Annotated in this window: 14 protein-coding genes and 1 pseudogene; 4 read left to right on the top strand and 11 right to left on the bottom strand. The window is 69.0% G+C overall.

The window, feature by feature from the left end; translation table 11 throughout:
- Positions 1-58 precede the first annotated feature (58 nt).
- Positions 59-1048: a hypothetical protein gene (locus D7X96_RS16865; RefSeq protein WP_244219614.1), complete on the bottom strand. Its 990-nt coding sequence runs from the start codon at positions 1046-1048 to the stop codon at positions 59-61.
- A gap of 219 nt (positions 1049-1267) precedes the next feature.
- Here D7X96_RS16865 and D7X96_RS16860 point away from each other — a divergent pair, with 219 nt between their 5' ends.
- Complete coding sequence (locus D7X96_RS16860) at positions 1268-2884, top strand: VgrG-related protein (protein WP_121770195.1); 1617 nt, start codon at positions 1268-1270, stop codon at positions 2882-2884.
- A gap of 88 nt (positions 2885-2972) precedes the next feature.
- On the opposite strand, the gene D7X96_RS16855 is transcribed toward D7X96_RS16860, so the two are convergent.
- The 5 genes from D7X96_RS16855 to D7X96_RS16835 form a co-directional block, all read right to left on the bottom strand.
- Entirely contained in the window at positions 2973-4568 is a 1596-nt protein-coding gene (locus D7X96_RS16855; RefSeq protein WP_121770194.1) for an aromatic amino acid hydroxylase, read from the bottom strand.
- Between the two features lie 93 nt (positions 4569-4661).
- Positions 4662-5582 (bottom strand): LysR family transcriptional regulator, encoded by a 921-nt coding sequence (locus D7X96_RS16850; RefSeq protein WP_121723738.1) that lies wholly within the window; start codon positions 5580-5582, stop codon positions 4662-4664.
- Between the two features lie 17 nt (positions 5583-5599).
- On the bottom strand, positions 5600-6421 hold the full coding sequence (locus D7X96_RS16845) for an SDR family oxidoreductase (RefSeq protein WP_121770193.1): 822 nt from the start codon (positions 6419-6421) through the stop codon (positions 5600-5602).
- Positions 6422-6506: 85 nt separating this feature from the next.
- Positions 6507-6668 carry a hypothetical protein gene (locus D7X96_RS39985; RefSeq protein WP_158626588.1) on the bottom strand — a complete coding sequence of 54 codons (162 nt, stop codon included), beginning with the start codon at positions 6666-6668 and terminating at the stop codon, positions 6507-6509.
- 297 nt (positions 6669-6965) lie between these two features.
- Positions 6966-7856, bottom strand: a complete 891-nt coding sequence (locus D7X96_RS16835; RefSeq protein WP_121770191.1) for a hypothetical protein — start codon at positions 7854-7856, stop codon at positions 6966-6968.
- 175 nt (positions 7857-8031) lie between these two features.
- On the opposite strand from D7X96_RS16835, the gene D7X96_RS16830 reads away from it, so the two are divergent.
- Positions 8032-10716, top strand: a complete 2685-nt coding sequence (locus D7X96_RS16830) for a M1 family metallopeptidase (protein WP_121770190.1) — start codon at positions 8032-8034, stop codon at positions 10714-10716.
- Positions 10717-10720: 4 nt separating this feature from the next.
- On the opposite strand, the gene D7X96_RS16825 is transcribed toward D7X96_RS16830, so the two are convergent.
- The 3 genes from D7X96_RS16825 to D7X96_RS16815 all read right to left on the bottom strand — a co-directional run bounded on the left by D7X96_RS16825 (position 10721) and on the right by D7X96_RS16815 (position 12665).
- Positions 10721-11047 (bottom strand): hypothetical protein, encoded by a 327-nt coding sequence (locus tag D7X96_RS16825; protein WP_233609915.1) that lies wholly within the window; start codon positions 11045-11047, stop codon positions 10721-10723.
- 155 nt (positions 11048-11202) lie between these two features.
- Entirely contained in the window at positions 11203-11547 is a 345-nt protein-coding gene (locus tag D7X96_RS16820; protein ID WP_120553155.1) for an antibiotic biosynthesis monooxygenase family protein, read from the bottom strand.
- Positions 11547-12665 carry a cytochrome P450 gene (locus D7X96_RS16815; protein WP_121770189.1) on the bottom strand — a complete coding sequence of 373 codons (1119 nt, stop codon included), beginning with the start codon at positions 12663-12665 and terminating at the stop codon, positions 11547-11549. The genes D7X96_RS16820 and D7X96_RS16815 overlap by 1 nt, the downstream gene beginning before the upstream one ends.
- Positions 12666-12740: 75 nt before the next feature.
- Between D7X96_RS16815 and D7X96_RS16810 the strand changes: the two genes are divergently transcribed.
- Positions 12741-13412 (top strand): ArsR/SmtB family transcription factor, encoded by a 672-nt coding sequence (locus D7X96_RS16810; RefSeq protein WP_233610150.1) that lies wholly within the window; start codon positions 12741-12743, stop codon positions 13410-13412.
- Here D7X96_RS16810 and proC read toward each other — a convergent pair.
- Positions 13394-14245, bottom strand: a complete 852-nt coding sequence (gene proC, locus D7X96_RS16805; protein ID WP_121770188.1) for a pyrroline-5-carboxylate reductase — start codon at positions 14243-14245, stop codon at positions 13394-13396. The genes D7X96_RS16810 and proC overlap by 19 nt on opposite strands.
- 439 nt (positions 14246-14684) lie before the next feature.
- Between proC and D7X96_RS16800 the strand changes: the two are divergent.
- Positions 14685-15092, top strand: a pseudogene (locus D7X96_RS16800) (FadR/GntR family transcriptional regulator); the annotation flags it as partial.
- 50 nt (positions 15093-15142) lie between these two features.
- Here D7X96_RS16800 and D7X96_RS16795 read toward each other — a convergent pair.
- Positions 15143-15925 (bottom strand): DUF481 domain-containing protein, encoded by a 783-nt coding sequence (locus D7X96_RS16795; RefSeq protein ID WP_244219613.1) that lies wholly within the window; start codon positions 15923-15925, stop codon positions 15143-15145.
- Positions 15926-15981 lie beyond the last annotated feature (56 nt).

The following is a 15981-nucleotide window of genomic DNA, read 5'->3' as shown; positions in this document are numbered from 1 at the left end:
CGCTCGTCGCGCTGCTCATCGGCGGGGGCCCGCGGGCCCGGCGTCGTTCACGGGCGCGTCAGCGCTCGTACTCGTCGCATCCCGTCTCCTGCTTGGATGGGAAGACGGACTTCTTCTCCTGGCGCACGTAGTCGTGGCTCTGGGAGAAGAGGTCCGGGCTGGTGACGGACACGGTGCCCTTCGCGGCGTCGGCCGTCTTCCACTGGAGCGCCTCCGGCTTGCCGTCCGAGGACGTGAGCCCCAGCACCCAGGCCCCGGCGCCCTTGCCGGGCTCCACGGACGTCACCTTCAGCGTCGTGGACTCCTGCCCCAGCTGCACCTCCACCTCGCCCGACGCGGGCTTGATGGTGAAGGTGCGCGTCGCGGCCGAGCAGGGCTTGAGGACCACGAAGCCCTTGCCCTGCCGCGTCAGCTCCACCCACGTCCCCGCGAAGGGCTTGAGCTTGTCCGCGGCCACCGGCGCCTTGGAGGCCGTGGGCGGGCCTTCCGCCGAGCAGTCCAGGTCCTCGCGCTTGAGCAGCCCCGCCGTGGCCTTCTGGGGCCCCTGGAAGCGCGCGGCCAGGAAGTCCGGCTCCACCGGGTCGAGGTAGGCCTCCACCGCGTCCCCGAACACCACGAACGCCTTGCGCTGGGTGTTGGCCTCGTCCGACGCGTGGAAGGCCGCCTTGGACGCCTTCACCTTGCAGATGCCCAGCGGCTTCACCGTGCTCCGAGCGAACGTGTCCTTGCCCGGGTAGCCAGCGCCACAGCACTGCGGCGTCGGGCCGGATTCCAGAACGAATTGCTTGGGATTGACGCGCAGCGTCCAGCTGCCCTCCGCGCCGGACTCGCTCAGCGTCCAGGCCGCGTCCGTCTTCTTCTGGACGGCGAAGGCGCAATCACAGGTGCCCACGCTGCTGCCCTGCGGGAACGACCCGGAGAGATGGACCAGCGTCTCGTTGCTCCCCTCGACGATGGCCAGCGTCCCGCCCTTGTTCGAATAGACCCCCGTGAGTCCACCGGCCCCCTGGGCCGAGCTCGTGACGCAAATGGCAAACAGCAATGCCACACTTTTGAAATCCGGTTGGATCCTGGACATCCGGGTGTGCCTCCTGGGCAGCCTCTTCAGTCTCGGTGGATCGATCCGTTGAAACTGAAGTTGCCGGAATCACTGGTTTGACACGATTGCGACTGGGAATGCGAAACTGATCGCATTGCCTTTCGATAATCGTGGCAATCCAAGCACGCCCGCGCGCCTTTGTTCGCGGCCTGACATGAGGGGGCCCCCATGACCGACGTCTCCAACTACCGCATCCGTTCTGGCGACACGCTTTCCGGAATCGCGAAGCGCTACAACACGTCCGTCGACGCGCTGGCCAAGGCCAACAACATCAAGGATCCGGACAAGATCCTGACGGGCCAGTCCCTCAAGGTGCAGGACGGCTTCGACACGAAGGGCACCAACAAGTCGAGCGCCGGGACGAAGACGTCGGGCGACACCTTCACCCAGTCCACCAGCGGCACGCAGAAGACGACGCCCTCCACCGAGGGTGGCTCCACCAGCAACGCGGGCGGCGAGCTGGGCAGCCTGAGCCGCAAGTACGAGGCGCGCGGCCCCGGCACGGTGTCCACCGGCAAGGGCGACAAGGGCGGCGTGTCCTACGGCTCCTACCAGTTCGCGTCCGCGAACGGCTCCGCGCAGTCCTTCGTCAACTCGCTGAAGAAGACGAACCCGGACTATTACAAGGCACTTTCGGGCAGCAAGCCGGGCTCCGCGGAGTTCTCCTCCGCGTGGAAGCAGCTGGCGGCCAAGGACCCGAAGGGCTTCGACAAGGCCCAGCACGACTACATCAAGGCCACGCACTACGACCCGGGCGCCGCCAACATCAAGAAGGCGACGGGCATCGACCTGGACAAGCGCTCCGCGGCGCTGCGCGACGTGGCCTGGTCCACCTCCGTGCAGCACGGCCCGGGCAAGGCGGATGACATCTTCAAGAAGGCGCTGGCCGGCCGCGACCCCGCGAAGGTGAGCGACGAGCAGCTCATCAAGGACATCTACGCCGAGCGCGGCCGCACCAACGCCAGCGGCACCCTGGTGCACTTCTCCGGCAACTCCAAGGAAGTGCAGAAGGGCGTGGCCAACCGCTTCAAGTCGGAGGCGAAGGACGCGCTGGCCATGCTCAAGAAGGAGCAGTCCGGCGCCACGACGAAGCCGGCCAACACCAACACGGGCGTGGTCCCCCCGTCGGTGAACGGCGACTCGAAGCCGGGCCGCACGCAGGGCACGGGCAACACGCAGGGCACCAACACGTCCAAGCCCACGACGGAGGCGGATCGCACGGACACGCAGCAGGTGGCCGGCGCGAAGGACAAGCCGGCGGTGCATGTGAAGGTGCCGTACTACAGCCAGTTCGAGAACGGCCACGGCTACACGGCCAGCGACACGGCGTGCTTCAAGGCCGCGACGGCGATGGCTCGCGACGCGAAGGCCACGGTGCTGGGCCCGGACCGCCGCATCCAGGTGGGCACGAGCGAGAACGGCGTCGGCGCGCTGAAGGTGGACCCGAAGAAGGCCGCCGAGGGCCGCAACTACATCGACAAGCAGCTGGAGGCGGGCAAGCCGGTGGTCGTGGGCGTCAGCCACAAGGACGCGAGCTACAACGCGGACGGCCTCACGGACCACTTCGTGACCATCACGGGCCGCGGCGTCGACGACAAGGGCCGCACCTACTACACGTTCCACGACCCGGGCACGACCAACGCCAGCAAGGGCAAGGACACGAACCCGAACAACCGCTTCTACGTGGATGACAAGACCGGGAACATGTACCGCCCCGGCAAGGCCGCGAACGGCTACGTGACGGACCGCCACTACGACGTGGCCATGGTGCGCCGCAACGCGTAGTCCTCCAGGCGGTTGGAAATGGTTCGGCCCGGCGGCCTCGTGAAGAGGTCGACCGGGCCGTTTCCATTTCAGCCGTCTGTCTTTCGAATCAGGCGTGCGCCGCTTCACGCCGCGAGGGCACCTCGCCGCGCAGCTCGGCCACCTCCGCGCGCAGGAGCCAGTCGGACGGGAAGGCCGAGGTCGCCTGGGCGATCTGCTCCAGCCGCTCGGGGGCCAGCTGGCCCGTCTCGCGGATGCGGCGCACCTCCGTGTAGAGGGCGGCCAGCGACGGGGGCAGGGCCTGCGCCTTGCGCTCGCGCGCCTGGGCCTCGCCGTCGCCCGCGGTGAAGGCGTCCAGCTCCCCGAACCACTCGTCCCACGTGCCCGGGTCGGCGGGCCCGCCCGCCACGGACGGCAGGCGCTCCGTCAGGTACAGGCGCGCCATGGACGGCAGCGTCAGCTCGCGGCCGGAGAGCGAGCCGCGAAGGCCAATCACCTCGCCGCCGCCCACCGCGAAGCCCTCCAGCACCAGCCCGCTGTCGAGCGTCAGCTGGAAGCTGCCGCGCTCCGGCAGGGTGCCCTGGCCAAAGGCGACCAGCGCCGCGCCGCTGAAGGGCTTGTCCAGGGCGTGCCCGTTCACGGACGTGAGGATGGGGCCCTCCAGCCGGGCCAGCGCGGTGGACAGGCCCGGGGCCACGTCCTTCGCGCCCGGCAGCAGCTCCACGACCTTGCCCGTCACCTCGCGGCCGTCCGCGAGCACCAGGTGGTTGACCGTGCGGGCGCGCAGCGCCTCGTTGAGGCCGAAGTCCCCGCCGCGCTTCCACGCGAGCGTGGATTCGAACTCCGCCAATACTTCGAAGAGGTGTTCAAAGTCGCGCGCCACGAAGAGCTGCGGCTGCATGCGGGTGATGTCGTAGTCCGTGTCCGCGCACGCCACGCCCAGGGGCAGCTTGTGCACGGCGGACGTCAGGCAGTGCTTCGCCTCGCCGATGCTGGACAGCAGGCCCGCGCCGTAGATGCGCGGGTGCTTCAGGTCGCCAATGAGGCCGTACTCCGCGGTCCACCAGTACAGGCGGCTCGCGCGGGTGCTCTCGCTGATGTAGCGGTGGCTGGCGTTGGCGGCCTCCAGGCGGGCCTGCGCGTGGGCGATCTCTTCTTCCGTGGCGGTGGGATCCTCCTTCACCACGGAGAGGTTGCGGATGGCCTCGAAGACGGCCTGGTCCTCCACGCTGGCGATGGCCTTGAACCCCACCAGCCCCACGGCCTTGAGGTACTGGGCATACCGCGCGTTGGCGATGATGGGCGCGTGGCCCGCGCTCTCATGGACGATGTCCGGGGCGGGCGTGTACTGGATGTGCTCGTGGGTGCGGATGTCCGCCGCGATGGCCAGCACGCCCAGCGCCTGCAGCTCCGTGAAGACGGCCGGCGGGATGAAGCCGCGCACCGCGACGCAGGCCCAGCCCAGCTTGGACAGCTTCTCGTTCATCTCGTCCAGGCTGGGGATGGCCTCCGCGCCAATGCCCGTGGCCTCCAGGCCCTCCAGGTAGACGGGGTGGGCCTTGTCGCTCAGGTGTTCGCGCAGCTGCCCCAGGATGTGCCGCCACACCGCCTGGTCGCGGGGCGTGTACGCCTCGTAGTCCTGGGCCACCACGTAGCGGCGCAGGTGGGCCGGGAGGCGGGCAAGGGTCCTTTCCGTGGGCGTCATCGCGGGCGGCTCCTTCAGGCGAAACAGGACGCATGAAGAATACGCACCGCGCCGCAAGACGGAAATCCGGCAGAAATCGACGCCTTCGTCGGATTATCGCCGTTTGTTCAGGCGACGACGCAGCCCGTCAAGGAGGGATTGGACGGCGGGGCTGAGGCCTCCGGAGGGCCAGACGGCCACGACCTCCACGACCTGGGGCTCCTGTTCTCGCAGGGGCCAGACGTGCAGGTCGGGCGGGAACGGCTGGGTGGGGCGCACGTCCGGGGCGATGGTGCACGCCTTGTAGGCGCGCAGCAGCTCGTACAGGTGGAGGAAGCTCTCCACGCGGCCCACCTCCGTGACGGAGACGCCGTGCGCGGCGAAGCGGGCGCTGTTGGCGCCGCCGTAGGGGTCGTCCCGCAGCCAGTCCACGAAGCGTTGGTCCTGGAGGTCCTTCACGTCCAGGGAGCGGCGGGACGCGTGCGTGCGGGCGAGCGCGGAGTCCGGGCCCGCGATGACGACGAAGGACATGCGCAGCAGGGACTCGGTGTCCACGCCCTCGTGCGGGGGCAGGGGGGTGAAGTCGAGCGCCAGGTCCTGCTGCCGCGTCTGCACCTGCCGCATGAGCTCGTGCGAGCCGCCGAAGCCCACCACCAGCTTGAGGTCGGCGGCGGCGGCATCCTGCGCGATGCCGCCCAGCAGCGACATGGACAGCGTGGGGTTGAGGCCCAGGCGCAGGGTGGGCTCCACGCGGGCCAGGTCCATCAGCCGCTTCACGTCCAGCTGGTGCAGCGGCGTCTGGGTGCCCGCGTAGAGGCGCTCCCCGCGCGCGGACAGTTGCAGGCGCCGGCCCGGCCCCCGCTCCAGCAGGGCGGCGCCATCCGCGAGCGCTTCCTCCAGGGCGCGGATGTGCTCGCTCACCACGGAGCGCGCGACGCCCAGGTGCTCCGCGGCGGCTTCGATGCTGCCGGCCTCCACGGCGGCGGTGAAGGACTCGAGCCAGACCAGGTGTCGCTGGAGCTTGCGCGGGGGCATGGGGCTTTTCCGCGCGACTAGAGGAAGAAGTCGGGCAGGAGCTCCGCGCCGGGGACGGACTGGTACTGGTCGAAGTTGGTGACGCCGGCGGCGCGCAGCACCTCGTCGTCGATGCAGAAGTTCCCGGTGAAGGAGCGGCTGGGCTTGGTGAGGATGGCGTACGCGGCGTCCGCCATGATCTCCGGCTTGCGGCTGCCCTTGATGGTGTCGTCTCCGCCCAGCAGGTTCTGCACGGCGGCGGTGGCGATGACGGTGCGGGGCCACAGCGTGTTGACGGCGATGCCGTCGTCCTTGAGCTCCTCCGCCATGCCCAGGGCGCACAGGCTCATGCCGTACTTCGCGATGGTGTAGGCCACGTGCGGCCCGAACCAGCGCGGCTCCAGGTTGAGCGGCGGCGAGTTGTTGAGGATGTGCGGGTTGGAGGACTTCTTGAGGTACGGGATGCACGCCTGCGAGCACGCGAAGGTGCCGCGCGTGTTGATGCCGTGCATCAGGTCGAAGCGCTTGAGCGGCGTCTCCAGCGTGCCGGTGAGGCTGATGGCGCTGGCATTGTTCACCAGGATGTCGATGCCGCCGAAGGTCTCCACGGCCTTGGCCACGGCGGCGTGGATCTGCGCCTCGTCGCGGATGTCCACCACGCACGGGAGCGCCTTGCCGCCGGCCTCTTCAATCTCCTTCGCCGCCGAGTAGATGGTGCCGGGCAGCTTGGGGTGCGGGTCGGTCGTCTTCGCCGCGATGACGATGTTGGCGCCGTCGCGGGCCGCGCGCAGCGCGATGGCCTTGCCGATGCCGCGGCTGGCGCCGGTGATGAAGAGGGTCTTGCCTTGGAGGTTGGACATGGGCCGCATCCTCGCTCAATCGCGGGGCGCCGCAATGCCCGGAGCGGCCGGACCCGCGTGGGTCCGACCGCTCTTCAACTGACTTTCAGGGGGACTTCAGGGGCTCGCGGGCGTGTAGGAAGGCATCCGTGAAGGTCCGCTGGGTGCCTGCGGGCACCTGATACATCGTGCTGCTCCAGCCGTCCGTGCCCTTCGTGAGCACGGTGGTGGCGGAAGTCACGCCGGAGGCCGTCAGGGTGACCGTCACCCGGGTGATCTCATCCCCCGCGAGCGCCTGCGGCACCGCGCTGATGAACCGGACGTTGCCGGTCTCCCGCTCCGGTTCGTCACCGGCATTGCAAGCCGTGACCGCAAAGACAGCGCCGATGAATGCTTAAAACAACACCCGGGACAGTGTGTCCTGCCGGCGCATCGCACCTTCCTGGAGCAGTACGAGGAAGGTGCGATCTATCAGGTCCAAAACATGAACACAGACATGCTCTGGATTGTTTGAGGTGTCTGCTCAAACCCGTTTGGGGTCTGTGAATACCCTGCGGTTTCCCCGCTACTGGGTGAGGCAGGTGATGGTCTCGAGCATCGTCACGTTGGAGTTACCGGTGGTGTTCCAGTTGCCCACGCCATTGGCGCCAACGATGTACGTGTAAGAGGAGCTGCGGATGGCGGTGGTGAAGCTGCTCACATCCACGTGGGTGAGGTCGCGGCAGAACCGGCGGGCGGTGTCCACCGGCGTGCTGAAATTGCCCGTGGGGTAGTTGGGCTGGATGGTGCCCACCTGGAAGCCGTTGACCGTGGGCGTCGTGTACGTGAGGACCGTCCCGTCGAAGCAGGTGATGGTCTCCAGCATGGTCACGTTGGCGTTGCCCGTGGTGTTCCAGGGACCGACGCCGTTCGTCCCGACGATGTACGTGTAGGTGGAGCTGCGGATGGCCGTGGTGAAGCGACGGGCGCCGGCGTGGCCCCGGTCCTGGCAGAAGCGGCGGGCGGTATCGGCGGGGCTGCTGAAGCTGCTGGCCGGTTGGCTGGGCTGGAGGGTGCCCACCTGGAAGCCGTTGACCACGAGCGTCGTGTACGTGGTGTCCGAGCTGGAGTTGAAGCAGGTGACGGTCTCAATCATCGTCACGTTGGCGTTGCCCGTGGTGTTCCAGGGGCCCACGCCATTCGTTCCCACGATGTATGTATACGCGATACTGCGCAGGGCGGTGGTGAAGCTTTGCGCGCCGCTGTGGCCCTGGTCCTGACAGAAGCGGCGGGCGGTGTCGGCGGCGCTGCTGAAGCTGCCGGTGGGCTGGTTGGGGAGATACGTTCCAATCTGAGAACCATTGACCTTGGGCGTCACGTAGGTCTGGTAGGTGTCAGCGTTGGCGGTCGACGCGAAGCCCACGACGAAGAGCAGGGAGACGAAAAGGGAGGGGAGGCCGCTGCTGCGAAGAGACATGTTTTTCCTCGGTTTGGAGCTGATACGGGGGAAGCTGGACCGTAGCGGCTCCCGGTTCTCAAAGCACTGTTTCGCGAGCTGAGACGTATCAGCTGCCTGGCGGTGGTTCCGTTAACGCACAGCTTCGTGAACTTGGGCTCGCGAGAATCCAGGGCGACTTCTACGCTGCGCCCCCATGCGACTGCTCCCACTCCTTGTCCTGGTGGTGTTGACCGTCCGCTGTGCCCACGCGCCAGAGGCCGCGCCGCCTGCCTCCGCACCGCCCGCCGTGTCATGGCCGGAGGCGCTGCCTCCCGCGCTGCGGCTGCCGGACGCCGTGCGGCCCGTGCACTACGCGTTGGACCTGAAGCTCGTGCCTTCGGAGGACACGTACCCGGGCAGTGTCACCATCGACGTGGAGGTCCGCGAGCCGGTGCGCCAGGTGTGGCTGCACGCGCAGGACCTGGACGTGACGCGGGCGCGCGTCACCGTGAATGGCCGCACGTTCGACGCGAAGCCCGTCGCCGCGACGGAAGGGCGTCTGGGATTGCTGCTCCCGGAGGAGCTGCCCGTGGGCAAGGCCCAGCTCGTCCTGGACTTCACCGGCAAGGTGGACCGCGAGCGCAGCCAGGGCCTCTACGGCGTCGCCGAGGGCGGCGAGCCCTACCTCTACACCTTCTTCGAGCCCATCGACGCGCGCCGCGCCTTCCCGTGCTTCGACGAGCCGGCCTTCAAGGTGCCGTGGCGCCTGCGCTTCACCGTGAAGGCCGGACACGTGGCGCTGGCCAACCATCCCGTCGTGTCCCGCGAGCCGCTGGCGGACGGCCTGGAGCGCGTCACCTTCGCGGAGAGCAAGCCCATGCCCAGCTACCTCGTGGCCTTCATGGTGGGGCCGTTCGACGTGGTGGAGGCGGGCTCCGTGGGCCGCACGAACGTGCCGCTGCGCTTCATCGTCCCCAAGGGACGCGGCGCGGAGACGCGCTACGCCGCGAGCATCACGCCGCGCATCGTGAAGGGGCTGGAGGACTTCTTCGACCAGCCGTACCCGTACGAGAAGCTGGATGTGGCGGTGGTGCCCCGGTACTGGGGCACCATGGAGCACCCGGGCATCGTCGCGCTCGGCCAGCCGCTCACGCTCATTCCGCCCGGCGAGGAGACGCTCGTCCGCCGCAAGTCCTACGCGGTCATCGCCAACCATGAACTGGGGCACTACTGGTTCGGCGACGTCGTCACCTGCTCGTGGTGGAACGACATCTGGCTGAATGAGTCCTTCACCGCGTGGTTGGACCGGCAGACGGTGGACCGGCTGGAGCCGTCCTGGGACTTCCAGCAGGAGCGCGCCATGTCCGCGACCGACTCCGCGCTGGTGGCGGATGAGCTGGAGTCGGCGCTGCCCGTGCGCAAGCCTGTGGAGAGCAATGACGACATCGTGGGCTCGTTCGACAACGGGACGACGTATGACAAGGGCTCGTCCGTCATCGCGATGTATGAGTCGTGGCTGGGGCCGGAGCGCTTCCGCGACATCCTCCGGGGCTATGTCCGCAAGCACGCGTGGAAGGTCGCGACCACGGAGGACTTCCTCGCGGACCTGGGCCAGGCAGCGGGGCCGGAGGTGGCGCAATCCTTTGGCGGGTTCATCCAGCGCACTGGCGCGCCTCGGATCACCGCGCAGTTGTCCTGCCCGGCGGGCGGCGCTCCGTCCGTGAAGCTGTCGCAGGAGCGTTACCTCCCCCTGGGGTCCAAGGCGGACGCGCGGCAGGAGTGGCAGGTGCCCGTGTGTCTTCGCGTGGGCACGGGCACGCAGTCGTCGCGGGTGTGCTCGATGCTGCAGGGGCCTTCCGCGGAGGTCGCGTTGCCCACGAAGCAGTGCCCGGCGTGGGTGCTGCTCAACGCGGGCGGCGCGGGCTATTACCGCGCCGGTTACACCCGCGAGCAGCTGACGAAGCTGCTCGCGACCCCGGCCGCCGCCTTCACGCTCTCGGAGCAGGTGGCGCTCTGGGCGGATGTGGACGCGGCGGTGACGCGGGGCGACCTGCCGTTGGGAGAGGCGCTGAAGGCGGTGCCCGCCTCCGCGAAGTCGGCGAACCGGCTCGTGGTGCAGAGCGGTGCGTCCTTGCTGGAACTCGTGCGGTTGGATCAGCTCACCCCCGAGGAGCGCCAGCGCTTCCGTACGTGGGTGGCGTCGCTCTATTCGGCGCGTGCTCGGGCCATGGGCTGGGTGCCGAAGCCGGGCGAGGACGACTCCGTGAAGGCCTCACGCTCCGTCTTTCTCCGGCTGGCCGGTGGTCTGGGGGATGACCCCCGGCTGGCGAAGGAGGCGCTGCCTCTCGTTCAGGCCTGGCTCAAGGACCGGAAGTCGGTGGACCCGGAGGCGTTCGGTGCCGCGCTGCCCCGAGCGGCGACGCACGGCGACGCGGCGCTGTTCGACGCGCTGCTGGAGGCCGCGAAGAAGGAACAGGATCGCACCGAGCGTTCCCGGCTGCTGATGTCCCTGGCCTACTTCCGGAACCCGGAGCTGCTGTGGCGGGCCCTGGGGCTCGTGGTGTCTCCGGACTTCGACGTGCGGGACTCGCAGGTCATCCTCCGGATGGCGTTGATGTCACCAGAGTCGCAATCCCTCGCATGGAACTTCTACCAGACGCACTTCGACGCGCTGACCCAGCGGCTGCGTTCGGACGAGCTGGGCCGGCTGATTGGCCAGACGGGGAGCCTCTGCGACGACATCAACCTGGCGCAGGTGGAGACCTTCCTCACGCCCCGCGTGGACAAGATTGAAGGCGGTCCGCGCGCACTGGCCCGGGCCGTGGAGTCCATCCGGCTGTGCATCGAGTCCCAGAAACTCCAGGTCCCGAGCGTCAAGGCGTTCCTCGGCGCCCGGTGAGCCCTCAAGGACCATAGGGACACAGATGCATCATCTCCGCGATGGGTGGGCGGCAGAGCTGCAGCAGCTGTGTCTCGTCCAGGAACGAGGACGTCCGCGCCTTGAGGAAGCACGACGCGGGATCATCCGAGGGCTCCGCGTACTGGCAGAGCTGGAGCGCGTCAGGCTCCGAGAGGAACCCCTTCTCCTGGACCCGGAGGAAGCACCGCGCCGGGGCGTCGGAACGGGCACCCTGGCAGAGCTGGGCCGCGACGCTTTCGCTCACTCCGCTGCCCTCGCGCGCCGCCTCGAAGCAGGAGAACTGCGGCGCGCCCTGGGGCGGACCTTCCATCTGCGCCACTGCCGGAAACCCGAGCAGCGCGGCAGCCAGCCCCCAGCATCCTCTCCAATGGCCTCGCTTCATCATGCACCCCCTACGGAAGGTAGGGGAGTCATGGGCCGCATGGGAGGGACGGGCGGGAGGACAGCCAACGTGCGTCAACCGCGTCAGCCGTGCACGGTGCGGCTGTCGGCGGGCACGGCCGCCCGGTCGTCCAAGCCGTAATCCCTCACCACGTGCGCCACCCGCAGGCGGTAGTCCTGGAACACGCCCGCCCGTCCTTCGCGCTGCGCGTCCCGGTGGGCCTCCAGGCGCCGCCACTCGGCCACGGCCGCCTCGTCGCGCCAGTACGACAGGGACAGCAGCTTGCTGGGAGTGCCGAGGCTCTGGAACCGCTCGATGGAGATGAACCCGTCGATGTCCGCCAGCAGGGGCCGAAGCTCCGCGGCGAGGTCCAGGTATCGCTGCCGGTGCTCCTCGTGTGCCCAGACTTCGAAGATGACAGCGATCATCACGGTCCTCCCAGGACGCGGGTGTTGGTGGAAGCACGCCAGGTGACGGGGCCCGCCAGCGGCGTCAGGTCCAGGCCGCTCGCGAGCACCCGTGCCGCCGCCGCCGAGGCCATCGCCGTCGCCACCAGCGGCCCGGGACAGGCATGCGCGCCCAGGCCGAAGGTGAAGGTCTGCCGGCCCGCACGGCGTGGCAGGAAGGTGTCGGGCTGGGGATTCACCAGGGGATCCCGGTTCGCGGCGGCGAGCACGACGACCACGGTCGCTCCTGCTTCCAACTCGACGCCCGCGACCGTCGCGGCCGAGTGGGTGAAGCGCCGCGTGTTCTGGACCGGGGCATCGTGCCGGGCCGCTTCCTGGACCACGTCATCGAGCGAGCACTCGCCCCGTGAGACCTGTTCCCGCAGCGAGGGCTCACGAGCGAAGGCCCGCAGCGTCGCTCCAAGGAGCCCGGCCGTCGCTTCATAGGCCTGGGTGAGCAGGCCCACGGCGTTGGGGACGCGCAGGTCCTCTGGACCAGGGCCTGCCATGAGCCCGGCAGTGAACGCAGTCCGCGCGGTTGACCGGAAACAGTCCGCCACGCGCGCGTGCAGCCTCGCCGCGCCTTCGCTGCGCACAGGTGGGCCGGCGACCGAGCGGACATAGGCATCCACGTCCTGCACGCTCGCTTCCAGGGTGTCTTCCGGGAAGCCCAGCAGAGACCCCAGCACGAGCACGGGAAGTTGGAGCGCTGCGTCTGGCAGCCGTGACAGCGACGGCTTCGCGAACAGCCGGGCCGCCTGGCGATGGCTCTCCAACTGCACCTCCCGCAGCGCCTCCGTCAGCGTGCGCGACAGGGTCTCCTTCACGGTAGGGAAGGGGCCGCCGTCGTTCATCCGCACCAGCCGTCCAAACAGCGCCCCGGCGGCGGTGCCCACCAGGTGCGGAGGCACCGGCTCCGCGCGGGGCCGGACGCGGCAATGCTCGCTGGAAAGCACGGCGCGAACGGTGGCCGCATCCGCCGCGATCCAGGGGCCGAAGCCAGGGACGCGGTGCAGTCCGCCCCGGGCGCGAAGCTGCGCGTAGTACGGGTATGGGTCGGGGTGGGTGACGGCCTGGTACGGGTCGGTGGGCGGTGTCATCGGTCCTCGTGGCTGGGCACTCTGCCGCCAGAACTGGCGAGGTGTGCTAGGAAATGGTTCGCCATGGAGCGAACGATGAATGCAGGACCGGACCTCACGATGTTGGCTGGAGCCGTGGGGGACGCCACGCGGATCCGGATGCTGGAGCTCCTCATGGAGGGGCGGGCGCTCGTCGCCAAGGAACTCGCGTTCGGCACGGGCGTCAGTCCCGCGACGGCGACCGCGCACCTCCAGCGTCTGGAGCAGGCGCGGCTGATTCGCGCCACCCGGCAGGGGCGCAACAAGGTGTTCCGGCTCGCGACGCCCACCGTGGCGCGGATGGTGGAAGCGCTGATGACCGTGGCGGTCCGGGGCCCCCGAGCGTCAGCGGCCCCCGAGCCTCTGCGGGCCGCGCGCTATTGCTACGACCATCTGGCGGGCCGGTTGGGCATGGGCATCACCGACGCGCTCCTCCGGTCTGGCCACCTCTCCCTGCGCCGACGCGCGTTCGTGCTGACCCCCAGCGGCGAGGCGTGGTGCCAGGACTTCGGCATCGACCTGTCGTCCGTGCGCGAACAGCGGCGCCACTTCGCCCACCGGTGTCTGGACTGGAGCGAGCGGCGCGATCACCTCGCGGGAGCACTGGGCGCGGCGCTCGCCGCCCGGGTGTTCTCGCTGGGGTGGGTGGAGCGTCAGCCCGATTCCCGAGGCCTCATCGTCACTCCCGGAGGCCAGCGGGGGCTCAAGCGTCACTTCGGCGTGCTGTAGGCGGCGGCGTTCGCGTCGGCGCGCTCGCGTGTGCGTTGGATGGCGACGGAGACTGCCTCGCCCACGACGCGGGGAAGTCCTTCGGCTTCCATCGCCAGCAACCCCGCTTCGGTGATGCCGCCCGGGGTGGCGATCTCCGCGATGAGGCGAGGAGTCGCGGCATCAGGTTCGGCCAGCAGTTTCGCCGCGCCAATGAGCGTGCCCTTGGCGAGCGCCGCCGCCTCCGCCGCGTCCATTCCATGCGCCACCGCGGCCTGGGCCAGGGCTTCCACGAATCGAAAGACATACGCGGGCCCCGTGCAGGACACGCCCGTGCACACGGTCAGGGCTTCTTCGGACATCCACAGCGGCTGGCCCGTCGCGGCGAAGACAGACTCCACTGCGCGCTTCGCTGCCTCCATCACCCGGGTTCCAGCGGTCAGCGGCGTCACACCCGCGCCCACGCGCACGGGTGTGTGGGGCATGGCGCGAATGACTGAAACAAAGGAAGGCAGCGCCGCCTCCAACTGGGCAAGCCGGACATCCGCGGAGAGCGACACCACGGTCTGCCCGGGCGCCAGGGCCGGCGAGATGACGGCCATCAGGTCCCGCAGCTGAGCTTGCCGCACCGCCAGCAGGACCACTCCCGCGCCCCGCACCGCCTGCGCGTTGTCCATGAGGACGTGCACGCCGTGCCGGGAGCGCAGCGCCTCTCCGCGTTCAGACCGGCGAACGGTGACGCGAACGTCCGAAGGACGCACGAGGCCGGAGCGCAGCAGTCCCTGGATCAGGGCTTCGGCAATCTTGCCACCACCCAGCAGGGCGACAGGGGAGGGAACGGGATGGAGCGCCATCCCTGAATCCTACCCCCAGGAAGCCACCATCCGTTGCCCAAGCCAGGTGGAGCACAACGGGGCTCAAGCGGTGCCACGTTCCGAGGACGCAAATCCCAAACCCGACCGGCAGTCGGACAGGCTTTCATCAAAACGATTGGATTGAGCGCGCGAAGCGGTGGGAGTGATGGGGTGCCTATCGAAGGGCCCAAGTAGGGCCACGGGCAGCGCCGCCCACCGGGTGGGATGGATCAGAACCTGTCCGACGAACAAACAGGTTTCGCCGAATCGAGCGGACACCAGGGCCCGGGTCATGCGCAGAGGCGCCCGCACCGGTGTGGTTCCCTCAAAACCTGTCCGACAGTCGGACAGGTTTTTTTCGTCCGGCTCCGGAGGGGAGCCTCGCGCGTCCATGTCAGACCCCTGTGGTTGGATGGCGATGCTGGGACGAGGAAGGGGAATGGGGATGGGGCACGGCGGGCTCGTGGCGTACGTGGAAGCACAGATTGAGCGCGACATCGCGCTGGGACGGATTCACCCGAGCGGGCAGTTCGGCTCGGAAGCGAAGCTGGCGCGGCACTATGACGTCTGCCGGGGCACCATCCGTGAGGCGCTGCGGAGGCTGGCGGCGCGGGGCGTGGTGGTGCAGCGGCCTGGACGCAAGACGCGCGCGGTGCCGTTGGATGAGTCGCTGACGCTGGAGAACCTGGGCCTGGCGCTGCATGACATGCGCTCGCCTGACGCCCGGTGGCTCCTGGAGGGCTACTTCAGCCTCCGGCGGCAGGTGCTGGTGGAGCTCTTGTCCGACTGCTGCACCCGGGCCTCCAAGCGGGACCTGGACCAACTGGGGAGCATCTGCTTCGGACTTTGGGAGGAGGTGCTCGCTTCTGGACCGCCTCCGCCGGTGGGGGACGCGTGTCAGAGCTTCACCCCCACGGTGGTGCGCACTTGCGTGTCCAGTGGCGGCACCGTCGCGGGCGGTGCGCTGTCGTAGGTGAGGTTGAAGCCAATGCCTACCGTGACCCGGGGATTGGGCGTCACCGCGAACAGCGTCTCGTTGAGCACTCGCAGGTCGGAGGGACGGGTGACTCTTGGCTGGAGGTAGACCGTCTCCACGAGGTTGATGTTCTCCATCAGCTTCACCCGGCCCAGCAGATAGCTGGAGACGCGTGGAACCGTGTAGCGGTCTCCCGCGTCCGGTTCTCCGTCCTTGCGCAGCCGCTCGTGCTCCACCATCAGCGCCACACCGAAAGTGAGCCCCGTGCTCTCTTCGTTGAACAGGACGAAACGGGGACCCGCTCCCAGCAGGGCCCGGAGCTGGAGCCGGCGGAACTCGTTGTATTCGTGCTGGGCGAAGACCTCCCCCGACACCCGGTCGGTGAACCGGCGCCGGTAGCGCACGTGCTCCATCACCTGGCTGACGATGCGCTCGCCCGTCGCGAATGAATATTCGCCCCGGATGACGCCCAGCCAGACGTTCCGCTCGGAGCGCAGCTGGCCCACCAGCGAGCCCCGGATGGAGAACAGCTGCGTGCTGCCCGTGCGCCAGTCGCCGCCCAGCTCGATGGCCGCGGCCGGCCCCAGCTCCGCCTTCTCGTCGAAGAGCGCCTGCACGTTGACGATCTGTGCCGCCGCGCCGCTCGCGTGGAGCAACACCACCAGCACCACCCACCCACCGGACTTCAGGAGACCCATGCGCATGCTGTGCCTGCTCGGGCGCTCTCGTTCAACCCCGTTCTGTGCCTCGCCGGCACGTG

It is taken from the genome of Corallococcus interemptor (assembly GCF_003668875.1).
In the GTDB taxonomy this organism is placed as follows: domain Bacteria; phylum Myxococcota; class Myxococcia; order Myxococcales; family Myxococcaceae; genus Corallococcus; species Corallococcus interemptor.
This window is presented reverse-complemented; position numbering and strand designations above follow the sequence as displayed.

Excerpts from the sequence above, each read along its gene's own strand:
- D7X96_RS16860 (WP_121770195.1), top strand. The coding sequence starts at position 1,268 with ATGACCGACGTCTCCAACTACCGCATCCGTTCTGGCGACACGCTTTCC.
- D7X96_RS16855 (WP_121770194.1), bottom strand. The coding sequence starts at position 4,568 with ATGACGCCCACGGAAAGGACCCTTGCCCGCCTCCCGGCCCACCTGCGC.
- D7X96_RS16850 (WP_121723738.1), bottom strand. The coding sequence starts at position 5,582 with ATGCCCCCGCGCAAGCTCCAGCGACACCTGGTCTGGCTCGAGTCCTTC.
- D7X96_RS16845 (WP_121770193.1), bottom strand. The coding sequence starts at position 6,421 with ATGTCCAACCTCCAAGGCAAGACCCTCTTCATCACCGGCGCCAGCCGC.
- D7X96_RS16835 (WP_121770191.1), bottom strand. The coding sequence starts at position 7,856 with ATGTCTCTTCGCAGCAGCGGCCTCCCCTCCCTTTTCGTCTCCCTGCTC.
- D7X96_RS16830 (WP_121770190.1), top strand. The coding sequence starts at position 8,032 with ATGCGACTGCTCCCACTCCTTGTCCTGGTGGTGTTGACCGTCCGCTGT.
- D7X96_RS16825 (WP_233609915.1), bottom strand. The coding sequence starts at position 11,047 with ATGGAAGGTCCGCCCCAGGGCGCGCCGCAGTTCTCCTGCTTCGAGGCG.
- D7X96_RS16820 (WP_120553155.1), bottom strand. The coding sequence starts at position 11,547 with ATGATCGCTGTCATCTTCGAAGTCTGGGCACACGAGGAGCACCGGCAG.
- D7X96_RS16815 (WP_121770189.1), bottom strand. The coding sequence starts at position 12,665 with ATGACACCGCCCACCGACCCGTACCAGGCCGTCACCCACCCCGACCCA.
- D7X96_RS16810 (WP_233610150.1), top strand. The coding sequence starts at position 12,741 with ATGAATGCAGGACCGGACCTCACGATGTTGGCTGGAGCCGTGGGGGAC.
- proC (WP_121770188.1), bottom strand. The coding sequence starts at position 14,245 with ATGGCGCTCCATCCCGTTCCCTCCCCTGTCGCCCTGCTGGGTGGTGGC.
- D7X96_RS16795 (WP_244219613.1), bottom strand. The coding sequence starts at position 15,925 with ATGCGCATGGGTCTCCTGAAGTCCGGTGGGTGGGTGGTGCTGGTGGTG.